This window comes from Posidoniimonas polymericola, from assembly GCF_007859935.1.
Classification (GTDB): domain Bacteria; phylum Planctomycetota; class Planctomycetia; order Pirellulales; family Lacipirellulaceae; genus Posidoniimonas; species Posidoniimonas polymericola.
In genome coordinates this window covers 292,492-314,187 of record NZ_SJPO01000008.1, presented here as the reverse complement: position 1 = coordinate 314,187, position 21,696 = coordinate 292,492, and the positions used below count along the sequence as shown (strand labels likewise).

The window sequence follows — 21,696 nt, the reverse complement described above, 5'->3', positions numbered from 1 at the left end:
TAGCCGCGCCGGGCGGCCCGCCAGGGCCGCTACAGTCCGCCTAATCGTTACTTCTTCTCATGAGCGCCTCCGCTGGGCGCCGATACCAGACTGCGCGTAGCGCGGAATGGAGCGTCCCCACCGCGCAGGTCTTTGGGCCCCAGGGAAGAGTTTGCGCCGTGTCCGACATCCACAACGCCGCCGTGCTGCTGATGAGCCTCCCCGAGGACGACGCGGCCGATCTGCTGAGCCGACTCGAACCGTCCATGGTGGAGCAAGTCTCGATCGAGATCGCGCGCACCAAGCGGATCCCGGCCGACGAGCAGATGTCGGTGATCCGGTCGTTCGCCGACGCCAACCCCAACACCGGCAGCGGCGCCGGCGGGCTCGACCTCGCCCGCAACCTGGTCCGCAAGGCGCTCGGCTCCGAGGCGGGCGACACGCTCGACAACATCCGCCAGTCGATCGAGGCCCTGCCCTTCGGCTTCCTGCGGAACGTCGACAGCCAGAACATCCTCACCTACGTGATCGACGAGCACCCGCAGACCATCGCGTTGGTGCTGTCGCACCTGCCGGCGGCCTTCGGCGCTCAGATTCTGGCCGGCCTGCCGCAGGAGAAGCAGCTCGCCGTGGTCCGCCGCGTCGCCGGCATGGGTCAGACCAACCCCGAGATTATCCGCGAGGTCGAGCGCGGCCTCGAGCGCCGCATGAGCAGCGTCATGAGCCAGAGCTTCCAGATGGCCGGCGGCATCGAGTCGGTCGCCGCGATGCTGAACGTCTCCGACCGGTCGACCGAGCGGACGCTGCTCGAGAACCTCGCCACCGAGGACCCGCAACTCGTCGAGGAGATCCGGCGGCTGATGTTCGTCTTTGACGATATTGCCAAATTCAACGACCGCGACATCCAGAAGATCCTCAAAACGGTCGAGAACTCGCAGTGGGCGCTCGCCCTCAAGGGCGCCAGCGCGGAGCTCAAGGACAAGGTCCTCGGCAACATGTCCCAGCGGGCCGCCGACATGCTCCGCGAGGAAATGGAGTACATGGGCGCCGTCAAGCTGTCGGCCGTCGAGGCCCAGCAGCAGGAGATCGTCGACCTGGTCCGCGGCATGGAAGACTCCGGCGAGATCGAGATCAACGCCAACGGCGAAGAGGAGATGATGGTGCAGTAGCCCCCTCGGGGCTCGGCAGGGTGTAGACGGCCGCCGCGGCTGGCCGTTTTATGAGGTAGGCTTGGGTAGGTCGCGTAAATTCCGTCTGCCAGCCACCTGCCCTGATCTCCTCCCACGCCGGTTCTCGGCCCTACCACGAGGTCTTACCGCACCCATGCTGACGCCGCTACGCGCCATGACCCTGCTCGGATTCGTTTGGCTGCTGCCTGTCTCGGAGATCGCCGAGGCACGCGGCCCTCGAGGGGGAGGAGGCCGTTCTATCGGCGGCTTCTCTCGTGGCGCTCCGGCAGGCGGGTCGCTCGCGGCCCCCGGCGGCCGGCTCAGCGCCCCCGCGGCGGGACAATTCTCGGCCGGCCAGCGCGGCGGCGGCCAGTTCGCCCCCACCGGCGCCAGATCGCCGGCCGACGTCCAGCAGTTCCTCTCTGGGCAAACGCCACCTGCCGCCGCCGGCCAGCAGTACCGCAATAGCCAGCAGCAACGCAACGGCCAGTACGGCGCCGCCGCGCAGTCGGCCGCCCAGAACTTCCAGAACGGCCCGCAGCCGTTCTCGCCCGCCTGGTACGCCGACCACCCCCAGGCGTGGCAGTACACCCACCCCCACGCCGACGCGGCGGTGGTCGCGTCGGCCGCGGCCGTGACCGGCTGGCTGGCGTACGGAACCTACCCGATGGCCACATCGTCCTCGACCACGGTCGTGTACGAGTCGACCAGCCAGACCGCCATTAGTGAAAACGCACCGCTCAGCTCGCCATCGGACGCCACGCCCCAGTGGCTGCCGCTCGGCGTGTACGGGCTGAGCCCCACGACCGGCGCCCTCAGCGCCCAGTCGGTTCAATTGTCGGTCGCCCAGAACGGCGCGCTGCGGGGCGTCTACTTCGACCAGCTCACCGGCACGACCCAGAACCTCAGCGGCCGCGTCGACAGCTCCAGCGGCCAGGCCGAGTGGTCGCTCGACGGCTCCTCGACGCGGTTCACGACCACCCTTGCCGACCTCACGCAGCCGAGTGGGACCGTGCAGGTCACACTCGCCGGCGGCCAGCAGACGGCCTGGACGCTTACCCGGGCCGACGGCTCGTAGTTCGTCGCAGGGGAGCCGCGGTTGATGGGTGCCGGGGGCGCTCCCGTAGGGAAGCCCCCGAGACGCGCCAACCGGACCTCGAGGACAGTCGGGGGCTTCCGCTAGCGCGGAGCGCCCCCGGCACCCGCTCTCTGGTGTTACCCCGCCAAGTCTCTAAGCCCGCGTGAGCTATCCACGGGCAGCTAGCCGTAGCCATCGCCGAGCCGCTAGAATGCGGGGGAATTCATTCCCCCGGAGGACAGCGGCTCGAGCTATGAAGACGATCAAGGCAGGCGTAATCGGCACCGGTTTCATTGGCCCCGCGCACGTCGAGGCGCTGCGGCGGCTCGGCTTCGTCGAGGTGATCGCGGTCGCCGAGCGCGGCGCCGAGCTCGCCCAGGCCAAGGCCGACGAGCTCTCGATCCCCAAGGCGTACGGCGACTACCACGAGCTGCTCGCCGACCCCGATGTGCAGGTCGTGCACAACTGCACGCCCAACCACCTGCACTTCCAGGTCAACAAGGACATCATGGCCGCCGGCAAGCACGTGGTGAGCGAGAAACCGCTCGCCATGGACTCTGCCGAGTCGCGCGAGCTGGTGAAGCTCGCCAAAGAGTCGGGCGTCGTGAACGCCATCAACTTCAACTACCGCTACAACCCGCTGGTGCAGCAGGCCAGGTTGATGTGCGCCGGCGACCAGGTCGGTCGCGTGCTGGCCGTGCAGGGCAACTACCTGCAGGACTGGCTGCTCGAGGAGACCGACTGGAACTGGCGGCTCGTGCCGGAGATGTCGGGCAAGAGCCGCGCGGTGGCCGACATCGGCTCGCACCTGTGCGACATCGTGCAGTTCGTCACCGGGCTGAAGATCGTCCGCCTGATGGCCGACCTGCAGACCCTCCACCCGACCCGCAAGAAGCCGAAGCAGGAAGTCGCCACGTACTCCGGCCAGGAGCTGAAGCCCGAGGACCTGGAGGACGTGCCGATCAACACCGAGGACTACGGCTCCATCCTGGTCGAGTTCGACTCTGGCGCGCACGGCGTGCTGACGGTCAACCAGTGCGCCGCGGGCCGCAAGAACCGCTTGTTCTACGAGATCGACGGCGCCAAGTGCGCCCTCGCCTGGGACCAGGAACGCCCCAACGAGCTCTGGATCGGCCGCCGCGGCGAGCCCAACCAGATCATGCCGAAGGACGCCAGCCTGATGCTGCCCGGCGCCCAGGAGTACGCCCACTACCCGGGCGGCCACGGCGAGGCCTGGCCCGACGCCGGCAAGAACCTGTTCCGCAACGTCTACGGCTTCATCGCCGGCCAGCGCGCCGGCGGCGACTTCGCCACCTTCATCGACGGCCACAACGAGATCGCCATCTGCGACGCCGTGCTGGCGAGTAATGAACAGAAGCAGTGGGTCGACGTGGCGTACTAGGCTGGCGGGCGGTCCGAGCCGGAACCGCCTCGGCGCTCCCGTTTGCCAATATGTACACGGCCCGGCTACCAGGCCAGGTTCGCATGACTTACGTCGAAACGCCCCCCCACGCAGTCCTTGGAAGCTGATGACAAAGAATTCTGGCGACCATACTCTCGCGATTCTCAAGGCCGGTATCGCTGGAATTCCGCTAGTCGGAGGTTCTATCGCAAGCTTGATCGGCGACTACATTCCAACGGCTACTGAGCGTTCTCGAGAGAGAGAGCTATGGAGCTACTCCGGATACGTGTCGCTGATTTGGGAAAACGGATTGACCCCGAAGCGGTAAACAAGGACGAATTCTCCGAGCTGTTCAAGTCGTGCTACCTGACAATCGCACGCACGCATCAAGAATCCAAGCTAAGAGCAGCGGCGGCACTGATCGCGAACATATTGTTGAAGTCTGGGGACGACGACAAATTGAGCTACACGGAGTTAGATCATTTCGCTCGCTGCGTTGATTCTCTTTCAATCGGTGCTGTGGAGACACTAGGGCGCGTTGTCAGTATTGCAAGAGTCCACGAAAGTTGCAGGTTCGGTCGGGAAAATGTTCGCCTTACCTTCGAGAGTATTCACGCCAAATCCAATGGAATGGCTGCTGATCTGCTGATGAGCCTGCTAGAAGAACTAAACTCCCTTCATCTGGTCCACCTAACCGGCTCCCCGAGTGTTCGAACAGAAAGCTATGGGAACTATCCACTTGAGCTCCCTCCGATCGGTGCCCGTTTCGCTACGCACATATTGCAGGTTGATTCCAAGCCAGGAAGCGGTTAGTAACCTGTGATGCCACCCCAGGACGCCTGCCGCTAGGCGGGCAGAACACCTCTTTCACAATTGGCCCCGACCGGGCGTATTACAGGCGTTAGCGCGGCCCTTGAGGCTTAAGTTTGTTACGGGTGCCGATGCCCCAAGGCAATGCCCTGGGCTATTGTAAATTGCCCCTTCAGGGCAAGGGCACCGGCTGCCTCATCGGGCTGAGCGACCCCTCCCGCATTCGATCGGTCGATCACCGCGAACCTCTTCCCGCGCTCCTGTGTCTACGGCCCTGAACCCACAGGGCCCAGAGTCATGGACACCGAGCGACTTACTGCGATTGGTTGGAAGCCCTGCTTCGAGCGGCAGCTGCCCGCCGATGTGGGAGACGGGCTCGTGGTGGCGCGGGTGTCGGCGCACTACGGGAGTCAGGTGCTGCTGCTCGGTGAGGCGGGCGATCGGCGGGCACCAGCGCAGCTCGCTGAGGCGGCCGGGGAACTCGCGGTTGGCGACTGGCTGATTGTCACCGCCGCCGACGGCCGGGCGGTGCAGCGGCTCGAGCGGCAGACGCTGCTCTACCGCAAGGCGGCCGGCGAGCAGGCGCGGCCGCAGCTCATCGCGGCCAACATCGACACCCTCTTCATCGTCAGCTCGTGCAACGCGGACTTCAACCTGTCGCGGACCGAGCGGTACCTGGCCCTCGCCATCGAGGCGGGCGCCGAGCCGGTCGTGGTGCTGACCAAGGCCGACCTGTGCGAGGACCCAGCCAACGATCCGGCCCACTTGCGCCGGCAGGTCGAGCGGCTCCGCCCCGGCCTCATCGTCGAGACCCTCGACGCCCGCGACCCGGAGCAGGCCAATGTGCTGCGGACCTGGTGCGGGCCGGGGCAGACGGTCGCGCTGCTCGGCTCTTCGGGCGTGGGGAAGTCGACGCTGGCGATGGCGCTCGGCGTGGGCGACCTGGCGACCGCCGCCATCCGCGAGGACGACGCCAAGGGCCGCCACACCACCACCGCCCGCTCGCTATACCTCATGCCGGGCGGCGGCGTGCTGGTCGACAACCCAGGCATCCGCGAGCTGCAGCTGCCGGCCTGCGTGGCGGGCGTCGAGAGCGTGTTCGAGGACGTCGTCCGGATCGCCGAAGGGTGCCGGTTCCGCAACTGCCGCCACGAGGGCGACGCCGGCTGCGCGGTAATCGCCGCGGTGGAGTCGGGCGAGCTCGACCAGCGGCGGTACGCCAACTACCTGAAGCTGCTGGCTGAGCAGGCGCACAACGCACGGACGCTGGTCGAGCGCCGCGAGCAGGACCGGCAGCGGGGGCGGTACATCAAGTCGGTGCTGAAGGACCACCGGCGGCGGCGCGAGGAGACGTGAGCCGCCGAGTGCAGCGTTCTAGGGTGGCATTCGAGAAATCGATCGCCCCGCCGTTTTCTTGTGGCGACGGGCCACTGAGCGCGGTCCAATAGTAGCGCTGGTTGGTAGACGCCGGGAGCCAACGGCGGCTGGGATGACCGGAGGCTTTTGTCCCTGCTGACGTGCAGAAAGGGACAAAAGTCGGAACTCAAGAATGGGGGCCAATCGCGTCGAGGCTGCTATAGCAGGGTGAAATGGGCCTCGGGGCGTGCGGTGGGCGGCGACTTTTGTCCCTATAATTGCGGGTCGGAATTGGGGACAAAAGTCGCGTGGGGAGTAAGAGATGGAGGAGCTACGCTCCACTGTTTCTTGGCCCCCTCTCCTAGCCTCTCCCCCCTTTGGGGAGAGGGATTGTGCTCGCCGCTGCGCGGCATTGCTGCCAACAGCCAACAGCCAACAGCCAACAGCCAACAGCCAACAGCCAACAGCCAACAGCCAACAGCCAACAGCCAACAGCCAACAGACCACAGACCACAGACCACAGACCACAGACCACTGACCACTGACCACTGACCACTGACCACTGACCACTGCTACACGTTGATCTCGTACCCTTCGCGCTGCTCGCGGGCGATGAACGAGTCGGCCTGGGGGTCGTCGACGAACTGCTCGCGGTCGGTGTCGTAGACCAGCTTGCGGCCGAGCCGCATCGCGATGTTGGTCGCGTGGCAGACCGACAGCGCCCGGTGGTGCGAGGCGGCGTCGGAGATCGGCTGGCGGCGGCTGCGGATGCTGTCGACAAAGTCGCCCATGTGCGACTTGGGCGCCGGGCGGCCGTAGAGCTGCTCGAAGTAGTCGTCCGGCAGCGGGTTGTCCTTGAGCTCCTCGACCGGGGCGCCGGTCAGCTTGCCGCGGTTGACGAACAGCCGCTGCTTGTCGCCCTCGAACAGGATGCCGTTGTCGAAACCAAGATCGTCGGCGCGGTCGCGGATGTCCATCACCAGGCCGTCCTCGAAGGTGCACCGCACCTTGAAGCTGGTGGCGCAGTTGAAGCGGTCGTCCTGGGTGGGGTAGCCGTCCTTGAACGGCACGGGGTGGTTGACCTCGAGCGGGTCGATCTCGATCCGGCCGACCGGGCCGCCGCTCTTCTGGGCGGCCCACATCGCGATGTCGACGTGGTGGGCTCCCCAGTCGGTCAGCTTGCCGCCGGAGTACTCGTAGAACCAGCGGAAGGTGTAGTGGGCGCGGCCGTTGGGGTTGTACGGCACCGAGCCGTACGCCGCGTCGGCGCGGAAGTCGGTCAGCGGGGTCTGGCCCTGCCACCTCTCCCAGTTGAGCTGGGCGGGGACGTCGATCACGGGGATCGGCCGTGCGGGGAGCGAGCCGCCGATCGCGCAGGTCAGGTGCTGCAGCTTGCCGACCCGGCCGTGGTGCACCAGGGCCGTGGCCTTGGCAAACATCTGGCCCATCTCGGTCCGCTGCTGGGTGCCGACCTGCAGGACGCGGCCGGTCTTGTCGATGGTCTCGAGGATCTGCTGGCCCTCGCGGATGGTCAGCGTGAGGGGCTTCTCGCAGTAGACGTCCTTGCCGGACTGCATGGCCTCGATGACGATCTTCGAGTGCCAGTGGTCGGGCGTGACAACCATCACGGCGTCGATGTCGTCACGGTCGAGCACGCGGCGGTAGTCTTCGAAGTGCAGCAGGTCGCCGCCGTGCCCGTTGCGGTTGTTCTGGTCGCGTACCGCCTCGTAGGCGCGGCCCCGGTGCACGGCGTCGACGTCGGCCAGGGCGATGGCCGGTCCGAACTGGCACGCGCCGCGGAAGATGCCCATGAATCGGTCGCCGGTGCCGACGAAGCCGAAGCGGATCTTGTCGTTGGGCGCGGGGGGGGTGTCCTCGGCGCTCGCGACGCCGGGCAGCAGACCGCCGGACAGCAGCCCGCCGGCCCCCGCCGTGAGGGCGCCCGCCTTTATGAATCCCCGCCGGTCCAGGTTCGTGTGCTTCATCAATCGACCTTAAAAAAAGAGAAGTGACCGCCGCGTCGCCGAGCCAGGGGCGCCGCTTACCGAAGTAGGATTATGGACGATTGGCGCGCCGGGTTCAAACTTTTCCCTTCACGCGAAAACCCCGCTCCTGCCAACTTAAAACTAGGGAAAAGTAGCACGGCACCAGCAGCGTCCGCACGACGAACGTGTCGAGCACGACGCCGAGCGAGAGCGCGAAGCCGAGCTCGATCATGCCCCGCAGGCTGCCCGCCATCATCGACACGAACGTGCCGGCCATGATCACGCCGCAGCTGGTGATGATGCCGCCGGTCTGGATGATCGCCCGGCGGAGGCCCTCGCGCGGCCCGAGCCGCCGCTGCTCTTCCAGCACGCGGGTGGTGAGGTAGATGTTGTAGTCCTGCCCCACCGCGACGAGGATCACGAACAGGAAGATCGGCGCCTTCCAGTCGAGGCCGTGGTAGGTCGGGCCCCACAGCCAGCCGAAGAACAGGTCGGTCGCGCCGAGGGTGACCCAGTAGCTCAGCAGGACGGTCGCCACCAAGTACAGGCACGCCAGCGGGCGGCGGGTCAGCACGAGCAGCACCGCCAGGACGGCGAGCACGCTGTAGAGCTGGATCGTCCGCTGATCGGTCGCCGCGACCCGCTCGAGGTCGACCAGGCCGGGCGTGGCGCCGGCCAGGCGGAACTCGGCGTCGCGCCACGGGTTGGGCTCGCCGCGCAGCTTGGGGAGGTTGTTGATTTGCCGCAGCGACTCCCGGATCGCCGGGACCATGTCGCGACCCGCCTGGCCAAACGGGTCGCCCGCCAGGATCAGCGACATCTGCAGCACCTCGCCGCTGTAGCCCCGCGCGCTGGAGACGAAAGAGTTGATCGACAGCGGGCTGCCGGCCGCCGCGGAGCTGTACAGCGCCGCAAACGAGAACCGCCGCTGCTGCTTGGGGTCCCCGCCGGTCGGCAGGTAGGGGCTGCGGACGTCCTGCACGCCCGGCAGGTCGTACAGCGCGTTGTGCAGCAGAGCGACGTCATACCGTGCGTCGGGGACGCTGAGGTCGGCGCCCGGCAACCGCACGACGAGCTTCATGGGCGCGAGCCAGCCATCGCCGAAGTACCGGCCCACGAGCTTCGCGCCCTCCAGCGACCGGCTCTGCTGCGGCAGGCTCGCCAGCAGGTTGTGCTCGGTCGGCGCGTGCCAGCCGAACCACACCAGCGGCGACATCACGGCGACGCAGACGAACAGCACGGCGGCCGGGCGGGCGAGGACCGTGTCGGCCACGGTCGCCCAGACGCCCCACGTGTCGTCGACCGGGTCCTCGGTCGGCGCGCCGCCGGGCCAGAATACCCGCGGGCCGAGCGCCCTCAGGAGCGACGGCGCGAAGCTGACGCAGGCCGCCAACGCGACCGCCAGGCAGAGCGCGATGATCGGCCCGCTCGAGGCGAACTTGCCGTACTCCGCGAACGCCATGACCCCGAGGCCCAGGATCGTCGTCAGCGCGCTGCCCGCCAGGGCGCCGCTCACGTTGCGCAGTGCGATGCCGGGCGCCCGGTGGGGCGTCACCCCGCGGCCGAGCTCTTCCCGGTAGCGGGCGATCAGGAACAGGCAGTAGTCGGTCCCCGCGCCAAACAGGATCACAATGACAAACACCCGCGTGGTCGTGAAGACCTTCAGCCCCACGTCCAGCGCGCCGCCCGGCCCGAGGACGTTGGCGAGCAGCACGATCAGGCTCATCGCCACCGACACCGACAAGCCGATGGTCGCCAGCGGCACCAGCACCAACAGCGGCGCCCGGTAGATCAGCACCAGGCAGGCCAGCACCAGCAGCAGCGTCGCTTGGTGGGTCGCCTGCAGGCTCTCGCGGGCGGCGGCGAGCGTCTCCGCGCCGATGGCGGCCGAGCCCGTAAGCGAGAACCGAAGCCCCACGGGGGCGTTCACCATGCGGGCGCCGATCTGGTCTTCGATGCTCTTGAGCACCCGGATATTGTCGACCGACATCAGCGGGTTGCTGAGGCGGAGGATCACCATCTCGGCCGCGCCACCGGGGGCGAGCAGCATGCGGCTCACCAGCGGGCGTTTGGCGTGCCAGACGCCAACGATCGGCAGCTCGCCCCCCTCCCCTTCCAGCAGCAGAGCGACGTCGAGCGCGAACTGGCGGTCGGCGACCGTGAGCGGGTCGCCGTCGCGGTCGAACAGCAGCACGACCTCGCTGTGGCTCGACTCCTCGGGGAACGCTTCCCGCAGGAGCTCGTCGGCCGCCACGCTGGCGGCGGTCCGCGGCAGGTGCTCGAGGTCGCCCTCGTGGGCGACGGTCTCCCAGTCGGGGGCAACCAGCCGCAGCGACACCGCCAGCGCCACCCACGCCAGCAGCACGATCACCCAGTGCTTATTGGCGAGTTGGCGCAGGATTCGGGCGGGCATGCGAACGCGGGCCGGGCGAGAGGGCGGAAAACCGACTGGCTAGTCCTGCAGCGTAGCCGTTGGAAGGCCGGCGGCCAAGGAGCGAGTCGTCGGTCCTGCCCGGCGGCCGGCCGCACCCCGCTAGAACGAATCGTCCCCGCCGTAGCTCGGCAGGTCGTCGTACCGCTGCGGAGCCGCGTTCACGAACCGGGTGTAGTCGTGCAGCCAGGTGAGCTTCACGTCGCCGACCGGGCCGTTACGCTGCTTGCGGATCAGCAGCTCCGCCTCGCCGCGGCAGCGTTCGCGGTCTTCCTCGTTGGTCTGGTAGTACTCCTCGCGGTGCACAAACATGACGACGTCGGCGTCCTGCTCGATGGCGCCGGACTCACGCAGGTTGCTGAGCTGCGGCTTGTTGTCACGAGAGTTCTCTACCTGCCGGTTGAGCTGGCCGAGGCACAGCACCGGCACGTCGAGCTCGCGCGCCAGGCCCTTCAGGCGGCGGGCGATCTTGGCGACCTGCTCCTGCCGCGGGTCGCTCGGCTGGTCCGGGTCGATCAACTGCAGGTAGTCGATGGCGATCAGTCCGAGGCCGTCGCGCCGCTTGATCCGCCGCGCCACGGCCGAGATCTCGGTCATCGTGCGGCTCGGCGAGTCGTCGATGAACAGCGGCGCCGAGCTGATCTCGCCGGCGACCTGGATCAGCTTGCTGCTCTCCTCACCCGTGATCTGACCGTTCCGCAGGCGGTGGCCACTCACCCGGGCGCGGGAGCAGAGCAGCCGGTCGGCCAGCTCGATCGCCGACATTTCGAGGCTGACAAACAGCACGGGCTGGCCGCAGTCGACCGCCACGTGCTCAACGATGTTCATCGCCAACGCTGTTTTGCCCATCGAAGGTCGGGCGGCGAGGATGATCAATTCCGAGCCGTGCATGCCGCCGGTCATCTCGTCGAAGTCGTCGAAGCCGGACTCGACGCCGCCCGCGTCGTGGCCTTCCTGCATGCGGTCGTTCATCCGCGCGAGCGACGCCTGCAGCACGTCGCGGATGGAGTTGACCTGACCCTGCCCCTTCTCCTCGAGGATGCTGAAGACCCGTTCCTCCGCGCGGCTCAGCACGCTGCGGGGGTCCATGCCGGCGTCGAAGGCGTCGGTCAGGATGTCGGCGCCCGCGTGGATCAGCGAGCGGAGGATCGACTTCTCCCGGACGATCTTGGCGTAGTACTCGGCGTGCGCGGCGGTCGGCACCGCCTCGCCGATCTCGGCCAGGTAGGCGCCGCCGCCGATCGATTCGTACTCGCCGGCGTCCTTCAGACGCTGCACCAGCAGCACGACGTCGATCGACACGCCCTCGGAGTGCATGTTCTGGATGTGGCGGTACAGCCGCGCGTTGGCGTCGCCACTGAAGTCCTCGGCCGACACCAAGAGGGCCACGTCGTCGAAGACCTCGGGGAGCAGCAGCAGGCTGCCCAGCACGGCGCGTTCCGCCTCGGGACTCTGCGGCGGGGTGCGGCCCAAGAAGTCCTGGGCGAGCCCGTTCGACTGCGAGTCGCGGGCGCCGCGTCCCTTGCCGTTGCGGCCGTTTTCTCTCCCTGACGCCATGGCTGTTGCTCCGTCAACCAGAAACTAGCTGCGCCGCCGCCCGCACGTGGGCCCCAACAACAGCGCGATGAGAGACAACCCGCCGCCCCCCCCGAAAGCTGGGTGGGGACGGGCATAGCGATTCGCCGCGCAGCCCCAGGGTGGAGCTGCGCGGCGATTCGAATAAGCGTTTTGCAGATGGGAGGCTGGCGTGGCCAGCAGTCGGCTGCCTACTCGGCGCCGACAGCCGGGACGACCCAGACCTTCAGCTCGCCCTCGACGTCGGCCGACAGGCGGAACTTGACGGTGTACAGGCCGAGCTCCTTGAGCACGCCCTCCAGGCGGACCTGGTCGGCGGCCAGGGTGACGCCGCTCTTCTTGAGCGCGGCGACGATCTCGGCGGCGCCGACGCTGCCGTAGAGGTGCCCCTCTTCGGTGGCCTGGGCCTCGATCGTGACGCTCTGCTTGCTGATCTCTGCGGCGCGGCTGCGGAGGTCGGCCTGACGCTGCAGGGCGAGCTGCTGCAGCTTGGCCTTGTGCTTCTCGACCATCCGCTGGTGGTGGTCCGAGGCGACCGTCGCGAGGCCCTGCGGCACCAGGTAGTTGAGTGCGTAGCCCGGCTTCACCTCAACCACCTCGCCCTGCGAACCAAGGTGCTCGACCGACTGGATCAGCAGAACCTGGTACCCGCCGTGCGGGCCCTTCGGCAGGCGCTTGTTGTTGCTGGACTTACGCTTGATCTTCTTCTGCTTGGTCGGCATGGAACGATTCGCTTGAAAAAGGGCCGCTGGACTGATGGAACCGGTCGGCCGGCAGGGCCGGCGGTTGATTTGTCACCGGGCCGCGGCCACGTGGGACCGCCTGCCGGCAGGAATCGAACTCTGAGTATTGAAACTCTGTGTGTGCTGCGATCAGAACGGGATGTCGTCTTCGGGCGGGATGTTGGCGCCCGCGGACGACGACGCCGGGGCGGGTTGGCTGTAGGCGTCGGATCCGCCACGCGGGCCCCCGCCGCCAGAGCCACCGCCGGTGCGGCCGCCGAGCATCTGCATCTTGTCGGCGATCACCTTCAACTTGGAACGCTTCTGACCGTCTTTTTCCCAGGTGTCGAGCTTCAGCCGCCCTTCGATCAGCACCGGGGCGCCCTTGCTCAGGTACTCGTTGGCGACCTCCGCGGTCCGCGACCAAAGCGTCACGTCGACGAAGGTGGTTTCATCGACCCACTGGTCGCCCTTCTTGACGCGGTCGTTGACCGCCAGCCCGATCTCAGCGACCGCGGTGCCGCTCGGGATGTACCGCAACTCAGGGTCGCGGGTCAGGTTGCCGACGAGGATAACTCGGTTGTAGCTGGCCATTATGCTGATCCTTGGAGTGGCGAGGGCCTACTGAACAAGCGTCCAGTACGCCAGTCAGGCTAGCCTAAAGCCCGCGACGAAGCAAGCGAGGCGAAGCCGGTCCTGCCAATACGCCTAGGCGCCGGTGGCGGCGGGCTCGCCGGACTCCTCGGCGGACTCCTCTTCCTCCTCGGGCGACGCGGTGGCGTGGGCCAGGATCGGCTCAACCAGACGCGGGTGGATCTTCAGGACCAGCTGACGCAGCACCTGGTCGTTGAGATCGCACAAGCGGTTGAGCGCCCCAACCTCGGTTCCGGGGAGCTTGAAGTACATCAGCCAGTAGGCGCCCTTGCGCTGCCCGTTGATCGGGTAGGCCAAGCGGCGTTCTTCCCACAAGCGGCTCACCAGCACGTCGCCGCCGAGCTCGCTGATGTGCTGCTCGACGCTGGCCGAGGCAGCCGACTGGTCGCGCGCAAACTTGTTGGCGTCAAAGATAAACAACCCTTCGTAGACGTTGCCGGCCATGCCGCCACCTCCGAAATCACCCGTTAATGCGGCGCCGGAGCGCCGCTTGAAATTCGTTCCACGCTACCCGTTGGGGTGCGTCACTCGCGTTTAGTCGCCGCCCTGGCCTGCCGCACTTGGCCTGCCGCCCGGTCAGCTAGTTGTATTGATTCATCGCGTCGGCGATCCCGCTCTGGGCCCACAGGGCGACCGAGTCGGCTGCCCGACCTACCGCCGCCTGAGCCTCGTCCGCCTCCTCGGCGGTGAAACGCCCCAGCACGAAGTCGGCCGCGTCCCAACGCTCCGGCACCGGGCCGACGCCTATCCGGAGCCGCGGCGCCTCTTCGGAGCCAACCGCCCGGATAATATCCTTCAGCCCGTTTTGGCCCCCGGAGGAGCCGCCCGCCCGGTACCGCAAGCGGCCCAGAGGCAGATTGAAATCGTCGCAGATGATCAGCACGTTTTCCAGAGGCGCCTTGTAGAAGGCAACCGCCTGCTGCACGGCAAATCCGCTGCGGTTCATGTAGGTTTGCGGCCATATCAGCAGCGATTTCTCGCTCCCAATCCGGCACTCCGCGACCCGGCTGTCGAACTTGGCCCGAGGGACCTCGCCGGACCACCGCTCGAAGAGCAGATCCAGCGCCTCGAACCCGACATTGTGCCGCGTTTTGCCGTACTTCTTGCCAGGATTACCCAGCCCAACAATCAACTTCATGGCTTCGACGTTCCCGCCGCCAGAGGCAGGCCCTCCGGCCTCCGGTCCAAACCGTTCCCGGCCCAGACCGACCAACGGGCGTTACGAATCCGACTCTTCGTCCTCTTCCTTCTTCCCGATTACCTCGGGCTCCGAGCCGCCGCCCACGGCGCCCTCTTCATCGTCAGCCGGCTCGCCGGCCGGCGGTACGCAGTGGACGATCACTTCCTGCTCGTCCAGCAGCACCTTGGCGTCCTTCGGCAGGTCGATGATTTTGTCGGCGTGCAGGCTTTCGCCCAGGTGCAGCCCCGAAGCGTCGATGTGCAGCTTCTCGGGGATCTGCGAAGGCGAAACCTCGATGCTGACGGTGTGGTGAATGAATTCGAGCACCCCGCCCTCGTTCTCGCCCGGGGCTTCGCCCTTGAGCTCGACCGGGATCTCAACCGTGACGCGGTCGCCCGCCTGCACGCGGAGCAGGTCGACGTGCAGCAGCCGTTTGCCGAAGGCGTCCCACTGCAGGTCCTGCAGCAGGGCCTGGCCGCTGGCGGCGCCCTGCAGCTCAACCAGCTTGCCGCCGTGCCGCAGCACGGTCCGCAGCTGCTCCTTGGCAAGCGTCAGGCTAACCGAGCCCTCGCCGTGGCCGTACAGCACGGCTGGGATCTTGCCGGTCGCCCGCAAGCGACGGTTGTGTAGTTTGCCGACCTTGTCGCGCGGCTCTGCCTTCAGGATGTCCGACATGACGATGTGACTCCGAGTCAATAAAAGAAACCGGCCTCACGCCCGCTAGGACAACGGTCCCGCGTGACGGCTCCGGTGGTGTTGACGCTTTTCGGCGACGCGTGCCCCAGCGGCCGCAAGCGGGCGGCTGGGAATCCCAGATTGTGACAGGATTCTGGCCGAGATCAAGGGGTATTTGGCGCCGCAAGCGTAGGGTTCACCCCTGCGACTGGCCCAGATCCGCGGATTCCGGGGCCGGATTGGCGTGCGCAAACCTTGCGGCCGTTCCGGCGCCTGCTCCTGCCCGGTGGAAAACCTGTTAGCGGAACAGCTTGCTGACCGACTCGTTGCGGTGGATCGCCTTGATCGCCTCGCCCAGCAGCGGGGCCGCGCTGAGGATCTTGGTCTGGGGCAGGATCTGCTCCGGCTTCAGCGGGATCGAGTTGGTGCAGACCAGGCTGGCGAGTTCGGCCTCGCGGAGGTTGTCGATGGCGGAGCCGCACAGCACGGCGTGCGAGCACGCGACGTGGATCTCCTTCACCCCGTGGTCGTGCAGCACCTTGGCGGCGCCTCGGATCGAGCCCGCGGTGCTGATCATGTCGTCGAACATCAGGGCGACCTTGCCCTTAACCTCGCCGCCCAGGATATTCGCCTGCACTGTCTGCGTGGCGCTGACCCGGCGTTTGTCGATGATCGCCACCGAGCCGCCGAGCCGCTTGGCGTGGCCCAGCGCCCGCTTGATGCTCCCCTCGTCCGGGCTGACGATCACCACCTCTTCGAGGTTGATGTCGGACTGCAGGAAGTACTCATTCAGCACCGGGGCCGCGTACAGGTGGTCGACCGGCACGTCGAAGAAGCCCTGGATCTGCGGGGCGTGCAGGTCCATTGTCAGCACCCGGTCGGCGCCCGCCCGGGCAATCATGTTCGCCACCAGCTTGGCGGTGATCGGCACCCGGCCCTCGTCCTTGCGGTCCTGCCGCGCGTAGCCGTAGTACGGGATGACCGCGGTGATCCGCTCGGCGCTGGCCCGCAGGCAACTGTCGATCATCACCAGCAGCTCGATCAGGTTGTCGTTGACCGGCGGGCAGGTCGGCTGGATAAGGAAGACGTCGCGGCCGCGGACGTCTTCGTCCACCTTGCAAGAGATCTCCCCGTCCGGAAATGTCCCCAGTGAGATCTTGCCGAGCGGCACCCCCAGGTATTCGGCGATTTCGCGGCTCAGCTTCTGGTTGGCGCGGCCGCTGAGGAGCTTCAGATCGTGCATGGGAGGGGCGTTCGGGTAGCGAAAGAAGGCGGGCCCAGCATCATTGCAAGAATCGCGACCGGGTTCCAGTGGCGGCCCGCGGACCTCCTCCACATGGGTGGTGCTAGCAAGGCCCCGCGGCCGCGATGGGCACAACGGAGGCAAAACCGCTCTGGTTGGTTAAGCCCGCACGACCTGTGCGTCCGATACCCAGAGCTGGCGACCACCGCCCGAGACGCCCAACGCACGGGGCCCCTTCCGCAAGGGCCAGGCGACCAGGCGCTCGAACCGCATACTGGAGGAACTGCTGTGGCCCACGACCCATTGGCCCGTATCAGCCGCCAAGCCAGCATTGGCGAGCAAGTTTCCATTGGCCCCTTCTCCGTTATCGAGGCCGGCGTCCGCATCGGCGACCGCTGCCGGATAGCGGCCCACGTCACGGTGAAAACCGGCGTGACCCTCGGCGACGACAACGCCATCGAAGAGGGCGCCGTGCTGGGCGGAGCCCCGCAGCACCTCAACCGCATCCCGCACCCTGGCCCGGTGATCATCGGCGACCGCAATGTGATCCGCGAGCACGTCACGGTCCACCAGGCGATGCACGCCGACGGGCAGACCCGCATCGGCAGCGAGTGCCTGCTGATGGTCGGCTCGCACGTGGCGCACGACTGCCAGATCGGCGACAATGTGGTGCTGACCAACAACGTGCTGCTGGCCGGTCACGTGCAGGTCGGCGACCGGGCATACCTGGGTGGCGGCTCCGCGGTGCACCAGCACTGCCGGATCGGCCGCGTCGCGATGGTGGGAGGCCTGGCCCGCGTGGCCCAGGATGTTCCTCCTTTTGTGATGATCGACGGCGACAGCTCGCTGCTGGTCGGCCTGAACCGGGTCGGGCTGAAGCGGGCCGGTTTCTCCGCCGACGAGATCAACCTCATCAAGGAAGCCTACCGCCTGTACTACCGCAGCGGCCTGAGCTTCAACGAGCGGCTCGAGCTGCTGGCGGAACACTTCGCCGGCGGGGCGGCCGGCGAGTTCAGTGAGTTCTTCCGCGGCGGCTCACGGGGGTTCGTCCGCGAACGCCGCTCGCCGCCCAACGTGGCAATCCGCCCGATGCACGAGGCCGTGGTCGAGCGGCGGGAAGCCCCCGCCCCCGCGATCAAGCGGGCCGGCTAACCACCGCCTGCATCGCGGGGTCCGCCCCGCCGGCAATATTGAGGATCGCCAACGGGGCGGCTCTACAAGGGGTCTGCCCTGGGGCGTAGACTAATGGGCCTTGCGCCGACCGGCGACTGCCGGCCACGCCACTGTTTCTGCCAGGCCTACCACCCATGACCGACGAAAACCGCCCCTCCAGCTACGAGCCGAAGAACGACTTCCAGATCCAGGTCGCCCAGCGGGTGACCCGGCTGCCGCCGTACCTGTTCGGACGCATCAACAAGCGGATCCACCAGAAGCGGACCGCCGGCGACGACGTCATCGAGCTCGGCATGGGCAACCCGACCGACCCGCCCGAGGAGCTGGTCATCGAGAAGCTGGTCGAGGCCGCCCGCGACCCCCGCAACCACCGCTACAGCAAGTCCAACGGCATCGGCAACCTCCGCAAGGAGGTCGGCGCCAAGTACTTCAAGAAGTACGGGGTGCGCCTCGACACCGACGAGGAGGTGATCGTCTGCCTGGGCTCCAAGGAGGGCTTCAGCCACATGTGCCTGGCGATGATGGGCCCCGGCGACACGGCCATCGTCCCCGCCCCGTACTTCCCGGTGCACGTCTACGCCATCGCGCTGGCCAGCGGCAACGTCATCCAGCTCGACGTCACCGACCACGACCGCTTCCTCAAGAACATCGCCTACACCTGCGAGACCCTCTACCCGAAGCCGAAGCTGCTCTGCCTGTGCTACCCCCACAACCCGTCGAGCGTGGTGGTCGAACAGGCGTTCTTCGACGAGGTGGTCAAGCTCGCCAAGAAGTACGGCTTCATGGTAATCAGCGACTTCGCCTACGCTGACGTCGCGTTCGACGGCTACAAGCCGCCCAGCTTCCTCGCCTCGAAGGGGGCGATCGACGTCGGCGTCGAGTTCACCACCATGAGCAAGGGCTACAACATGGCCGGCTGGCGGGTCGGCTTCTGCTGCGGCAACCGCGAGATGGTCTCCGCACTGGCCACCATCAAAGGCTACTACGACTACGGCATGTTCCAGGCGATCCAGGTCGCCGCGATTATGGCCCTCCGCCACACCGACGCCGCGGTCGAGGCCCAGAGCGTCATCTACCAGTCCCGCCGCGACGCATTGTGCGACGGCCTGGCCCGCCTCGGCTGGGAGGACTCCCGCCCCAAGGCCGGCATGTTCGTCTGGCAGCCGATCCCCGAGCCGTGGCGTAGCCGCATGAGCACCATGGACTTCGCCATGATGCTGCTCGAGGAGGGCAACGTCGCGGTGAGCCCCGGCAGCGGCTTCGGCCCCGCCGGAGAGGGTTTCCTGCGGATGAGCCTGGTAGAGAACGAGGAACGCCTCCGCCAGGCGGTCCGCCAGATCAAGGCCTGCCTCAAGGAAGCCGAGACGCGATACTAGCCAACGCCCCTGCCATTCGCTTAGTGGTGGTGATTCACGTGATCGTGCCCGTGCGTCGGCGCGTGGTCGGCTTCGACCGGCAGCGGGGCGTCGAGCAGGTCGCCGTTGGCCTGGAAGCCGCCGCCGTCGACGTCGATGAAGATCGGGTTGCTGACCGCGATCGGCATCGCGGCTCCCTCCGCCTCGCCGTAGACAACGCCCAGCCGGTTCCCCTCGCCCAGCGCGACGACGATCACGTGCGCGTCCTGCTCGAGCGGCAGTTCGAGCTCACACTCGAACCGCACGGCCCCCTCGCCGCGGAACTTGTCGGCGTCGGCCGTCCTCAGGAAGTTCAGCTCGGGGACCGCCCGGCCGTTCAGGATCACCTGCACGCGGTTGATGTCGAGCCAGTTGGGGCACTGCACACGGACATGCAGCGTCGGCTTCGCGTCGACGCTCACCAGGTCGTCGCCGGGTCCGGTGGTCTTGCCGGCGGCGGTCGCCTCGACCTCGAGGTACGGACCGTTGGTCATCACCACCTGGCCGTGCTCGAGCGCGTGGCACACCTCCTGGACGCTGGCCTCGGCCGGGTTGTCGGTCGAGCACCGCACGAAGTTCCGCAGCCAGCCGCTGCCGTAGTAGTTGTAGTGGGCGTCGGTGTTGACCAGGCCCGGCACGCGGTAGCCAAGATTGAGCATCTGCATCCAGCGGAGCATGGCGTTGCCCCGGCCGCCACGGCCCTCCTCGGGCCCGGCGAAGATCGTGTCGAGCGGGTGCACCTCCATCACGTCGGCAAAGTGGAACATCTGGCGGAAGCCGCGGTCGGACTGGCCGTCCTCGTCGCGGTCGCCGAGCATCTGGGCGACGTTCGGGTGGTTGATCTGCACGACCTTGTCGCTGCCGCTGTCCCACATCGCCAGCCGCTCAATCTGCACCTCCGGGTCGGGGTGGGTCGTCGGACCGCCGCCGTTCTGGGTCCGCGGCTTGTGGACCAGGGGGAACGCGTTCTGGTGGTTCAGCGGCAGCGGCGCCCCGGTCAGCTCCATGCCGGTGCAGGTCAGCACACGGTCTTCGGCGTCGAAGTACCGCAGGTCGGCGTCGTAGGAGTCGACCCGCTGGTGCTCCGTGCAGGGGATGAACTCGAGGTGATCGGCCAGCAGGTTCAGCACCCGGCCTTGCTGGCTCGCCGTGTTGTCGCCCGAGGGGGACGAGTGGCTGTGCAGCTCGGCGCTGATCCAGCCGGTGGTGTCGACCGAGCGGGTGAGTCGCTCGTTGAGTTTGGTCGTCTCGTTGGCGGCGACGCTCAACTCCTTGATCACCGCGTCGAACTCCGGGCCGCGACTCACGACCACCTTGTACTCGCCCGGCAGCAGCTGAACGTCGAACCGCCCGTTGGCCGTGTGCCACAGGTTGCGGACGCCGTGCACGGCGCTGTCGGGGCCCCAGCTCGGGTCGGCCACACCCTGGCCGAAGAACGCCAGCCGGCACGGGACGCCCTCGCCGGTGTCGTCGGTGATCTTGCCCGTGATCCGACCGACTGGCGGCAGCGTCACGACTAGGCTCTCGGCCGCCTCGCCGAGCTGCATCACGTGATCCTGGTCCTTGCGGCCGAGCGATTCGACCACCCAGCGGTACTCGCCGGGCGGCAGCGCGGCCTCAACCACGCCTTCGGCGTTGGTGCGGCCGCTCGCCACGACTGCACCGTTGGCCACTGCTTTGACCAGCGCCCCGTCGACCGGCGTTCCGTCGATCGGCTCACGCCCGTCGTTGACGGTCACCTTCACTTGGGTAGTCGACGCGCCTTGGTCGGCCGCTACGCGGGCGAGCAGCTCTAGGGTGTCCTTCGCCGGGTAGACGCGGCGTTCGACCACCAGCGACTCGCCGGGCTGGATCACCGCGTCGCCGCTCTCGGGCCGGTAGGTTAACTCGTACGGCCGACGCCGCTCGCCCTCTTTGGCCGCGATCTTCCAACCGGGCGTGGCCACCGTGACGCCGTAGGCTTGGCGCCAGTAGTCGTCGTGGCACCACCACAGGTTGGCGGCCTTGTTCAGGCCGAACGAGAACTCGTTGTCCGCCCGGACGCCGTCCTCGGGGACGAGCTTGAACGGCTGGTCGCCCTTGTTCTTGAACACGGTCCGCACCGAGAGGTAGTCCACGCCGTCGGCCAGCTCGTAGCCGACCACTGCCTTGATCCCCTTGGCCACGGCGTTCTTGCCCGGCTTCAGCCGGAACGCCTGCCGCGCGGCGCCGTCGACCGGCTCCAACTCCGCGGGCCATTTCGCCGCCTTGCTGCACCTCCAGCCCCGGGCGTGGGGGTACAGGCAGCTGAGCTGATCGCTCGGCTCGTCGACCCGCGTCAGATCGATCAGCGCGCCGCCGACCTGCTTGACGGTGAGGTTCGCGTTGCGGGTCGCGACCGCGTCGGCGATGACGGCCACCAGCCGGTCGCTCTTCAACGCGTAGTCGCCGTAGATGGCGTCGACCTCCTTGCCGGCCGGAACGAACGCGTCCCAGTTCTGCTCGGTGAGCCGGGCCTGTTCAGCCGCAAACGAACACGGCGCCAACGTCAGACCAATCAACAACGCAACCAAGATCCGCCAACGGGTCATTGGGAGTACCCCAGGTAGGAGTGATTTAGGTAGGGATGCACCGGTCAACCTTAACCGGGTCGCCGCGCCCACTCTACCCGCCTCCCGACGCGTTGGAAACGATCTTCCCCGCGGTATCGGGAAAGCCGCCGCGGGCCGCGTGAAGATTTGATGAACAACCCCACAAACGCGCACCGCAACCGCGCGCCTCTTGAACGTACCCGGTGACTTTTGTCCCTAATTCCGACATCGGTTCCTAAGGACAAAAGTCGGGGACGATCTCTCCCATCGCCCTACGCTACCTCTGCAATAGCAGCCTCT

At 67.3% G+C, this 21,696-nt stretch carries 17 protein-coding genes; 7 read left to right on the top strand and 10 right to left on the bottom strand.

Features of this window, described 5'->3' with window-relative positions:
• The first annotated feature begins 158 nt into the window (after positions 1 to 158).
• The 5 genes from fliG (at position 159) to rsgA (ending at position 5,794) form a co-directional block, all read left to right on the top strand.
• Positions 159 to 1,148, top strand: a complete 990-nt coding sequence (gene fliG, locus Pla123a_RS17260) for a flagellar motor switch protein FliG (protein WP_231956525.1) — start codon at positions 159 to 161, stop codon at positions 1,146 to 1,148.
• Positions 1,149 to 1,302: 154 nt separating this feature from the next.
• Complete coding sequence (locus Pla123a_RS17255; RefSeq protein WP_146589235.1) at positions 1,303 to 2,226, top strand: hypothetical protein; 924 nt, start codon at positions 1,303 to 1,305, stop codon at positions 2,224 to 2,226.
• Between the two features lie 253 nt (positions 2,227 to 2,479).
• On the top strand, positions 2,480 to 3,628 hold the full coding sequence (locus Pla123a_RS17250) for a Gfo/Idh/MocA family protein (RefSeq protein WP_146589233.1): 1,149 nt from the start codon (positions 2,480 to 2,482) through the stop codon (positions 3,626 to 3,628).
• Positions 3,629 to 3,895: 267 nt separating this feature from the next.
• On the top strand, positions 3,896 to 4,441 hold the full coding sequence (locus Pla123a_RS17245; RefSeq protein ID WP_146589231.1) for a hypothetical protein: 546 nt from the start codon (positions 3,896 to 3,898) through the stop codon (positions 4,439 to 4,441).
• 294 nt (positions 4,442 to 4,735) lie between these two features.
• Positions 4,736 to 5,794, top strand: a complete 1,059-nt coding sequence (gene rsgA / locus Pla123a_RS17240; RefSeq protein ID WP_146589229.1) for a ribosome small subunit-dependent GTPase A — start codon at positions 4,736 to 4,738, stop codon at positions 5,792 to 5,794.
• A gap of 572 nt (positions 5,795 to 6,366) precedes the next feature.
• Here the strand turns inward: rsgA and Pla123a_RS17235 are convergent.
• The 9 genes from Pla123a_RS17235 to Pla123a_RS17195 all read right to left on the bottom strand — a co-directional run bounded on the left by Pla123a_RS17235 (position 6,367) and on the right by Pla123a_RS17195 (position 16,259).
• A complete protein-coding gene (locus Pla123a_RS17235; RefSeq protein ID WP_197528067.1) occupies positions 6,367 to 7,779 on the bottom strand; it encodes a Gfo/Idh/MocA family protein in 1,413 nt (470 codons plus the stop codon).
• A 94-nt stretch (positions 7,780 to 7,873) separates the two neighbouring features.
• The gene (locus Pla123a_RS17230; protein ID WP_146589227.1) at positions 7,874 to 10,192 is read right to left on the bottom strand and encodes an MMPL family transporter; all 2,319 of its coding nucleotides are present in this window, start codon (positions 10,190 to 10,192) and stop codon (positions 7,874 to 7,876) included.
• A 120-nt stretch (positions 10,193 to 10,312) separates the two neighbouring features.
• Positions 10,313 to 11,767, bottom strand: a complete 1,455-nt coding sequence (gene dnaB / locus Pla123a_RS17225) for a replicative DNA helicase (protein WP_146589225.1) — start codon at positions 11,765 to 11,767, stop codon at positions 10,313 to 10,315.
• A gap of 209 nt (positions 11,768 to 11,976) precedes the next feature.
• Positions 11,977 to 12,507, bottom strand: a complete 531-nt coding sequence (rplI, locus tag Pla123a_RS17220; protein ID WP_146589223.1) for a 50S ribosomal protein L9 — start codon at positions 12,505 to 12,507, stop codon at positions 11,977 to 11,979.
• A gap of 150 nt (positions 12,508 to 12,657) precedes the next feature.
• Complete coding sequence (locus tag Pla123a_RS17215) at positions 12,658 to 13,101, bottom strand: single-stranded DNA-binding protein (protein WP_146589221.1); 444 nt, start codon at positions 13,099 to 13,101, stop codon at positions 12,658 to 12,660.
• A gap of 114 nt (positions 13,102 to 13,215) precedes the next feature.
• Positions 13,216 to 13,605: a 30S ribosomal protein S6 gene (gene rpsF, locus Pla123a_RS17210; protein WP_146589220.1), complete on the bottom strand. Its 390-nt coding sequence runs from the start codon at positions 13,603 to 13,605 to the stop codon at positions 13,216 to 13,218.
• A gap of 136 nt (positions 13,606 to 13,741) precedes the next feature.
• Positions 13,742 to 14,299, bottom strand: coding sequence for an aminoacyl-tRNA hydrolase (gene pth, locus Pla123a_RS17205; protein WP_146589218.1), 558 nt, complete (start codon positions 14,297 to 14,299; stop codon positions 13,742 to 13,744).
• A gap of 81 nt (positions 14,300 to 14,380) precedes the next feature.
• A complete protein-coding gene (locus Pla123a_RS17200) occupies positions 14,381 to 15,016 on the bottom strand; it encodes a 50S ribosomal protein L25 (protein WP_146589216.1) in 636 nt (211 codons plus the stop codon).
• A 298-nt stretch (positions 15,017 to 15,314) separates the two neighbouring features.
• The gene (locus tag Pla123a_RS17195; RefSeq protein WP_146589214.1) at positions 15,315 to 16,259 is read right to left on the bottom strand and encodes a ribose-phosphate diphosphokinase; all 945 of its coding nucleotides are present in this window, start codon (positions 16,257 to 16,259) and stop codon (positions 15,315 to 15,317) included.
• A gap of 288 nt (positions 16,260 to 16,547) precedes the next feature.
• Between Pla123a_RS17195 and lpxA the strand changes: the two genes are divergently transcribed.
• Both lpxA and Pla123a_RS17185 read left to right on the top strand, forming a co-directional pair.
• Positions 16,548 to 17,411 (top strand): acyl-ACP--UDP-N-acetylglucosamine O-acyltransferase, encoded by an 864-nt coding sequence (gene lpxA / locus Pla123a_RS17190; protein ID WP_197528066.1) that lies wholly within the window; start codon positions 16,548 to 16,550, stop codon positions 17,409 to 17,411.
• A gap of 155 nt (positions 17,412 to 17,566) precedes the next feature.
• Positions 17,567 to 18,808, top strand: a complete 1,242-nt coding sequence (locus tag Pla123a_RS17185; protein WP_146589210.1) for an aminotransferase class I/II-fold pyridoxal phosphate-dependent enzyme — start codon at positions 17,567 to 17,569, stop codon at positions 18,806 to 18,808.
• Between the two features lie 20 nt (positions 18,809 to 18,828).
• On the opposite strand, the gene Pla123a_RS17180 is transcribed toward Pla123a_RS17185, so the two are convergent.
• Positions 18,829 to 21,396 carry a CehA/McbA family metallohydrolase gene (locus Pla123a_RS17180; RefSeq protein WP_146589208.1) on the bottom strand — a complete coding sequence of 856 codons (2,568 nt, stop codon included), beginning with the start codon at positions 21,394 to 21,396 and terminating at the stop codon, positions 18,829 to 18,831.
• Positions 21,397 to 21,696: the final 300 nt, after the last annotated feature.

Bases quoted from the DNA above. Each gene is read 5' to 3' on its own strand.
- Pla123a_RS17255 (WP_146589235.1), top strand. From the start codon at position 1,303: ATGCTGACGCCGCTACGCGCCATGACCCTGCTCGGATTCGTTTGGCTG.
- pth (WP_146589218.1), bottom strand. From the start codon at position 14,299: ATGAAGTTGATTGTTGGGCTGGGTAATCCTGGCAAGAAGTACGGCAAA.
- rsgA (WP_146589229.1), top strand. From the start codon at position 4,736: ATGGACACCGAGCGACTTACTGCGATTGGTTGGAAGCCCTGCTTCGAG.
- Pla123a_RS17245 (WP_146589231.1), top strand. From the start codon at position 3,896: ATGGAGCTACTCCGGATACGTGTCGCTGATTTGGGAAAACGGATTGAC.
- Pla123a_RS17230 (WP_146589227.1), bottom strand. From the start codon at position 10,192: ATGCCCGCCCGAATCCTGCGCCAACTCGCCAATAAGCACTGGGTGATC.
- Pla123a_RS17180 (WP_146589208.1), bottom strand. From the start codon at position 21,396: ATGACCCGTTGGCGGATCTTGGTTGCGTTGTTGATTGGTCTGACGTTG.
- Pla123a_RS17195 (WP_146589214.1), bottom strand. From the start codon at position 16,259: ATGCACGATCTGAAGCTCCTCAGCGGCCGCGCCAACCAGAAGCTGAGC.
- Pla123a_RS17215 (WP_146589221.1), bottom strand. From the start codon at position 13,101: ATGGCCAGCTACAACCGAGTTATCCTCGTCGGCAACCTGACCCGCGAC.
- Pla123a_RS17200 (WP_146589216.1), bottom strand. From the start codon at position 15,016: ATGTCGGACATCCTGAAGGCAGAGCCGCGCGACAAGGTCGGCAAACTA.
- dnaB (WP_146589225.1), bottom strand. From the start codon at position 11,767: ATGGCGTCAGGGAGAGAAAACGGCCGCAACGGCAAGGGACGCGGCGCC.
- Pla123a_RS17235 (WP_197528067.1), bottom strand. From the start codon at position 7,779: ATGAAGCACACGAACCTGGACCGGCGGGGATTCATAAAGGCGGGCGCC.
- rplI (WP_146589223.1), bottom strand. From the start codon at position 12,507: ATGCCGACCAAGCAGAAGAAGATCAAGCGTAAGTCCAGCAACAACAAG.
- Pla123a_RS17185 (WP_146589210.1), top strand. From the start codon at position 17,567: ATGACCGACGAAAACCGCCCCTCCAGCTACGAGCCGAAGAACGACTTC.
- rpsF (WP_146589220.1), bottom strand. From the start codon at position 13,605: ATGGCCGGCAACGTCTACGAAGGGTTGTTTATCTTTGACGCCAACAAG.
- Pla123a_RS17250 (WP_146589233.1), top strand. From the start codon at position 2,480: ATGAAGACGATCAAGGCAGGCGTAATCGGCACCGGTTTCATTGGCCCC.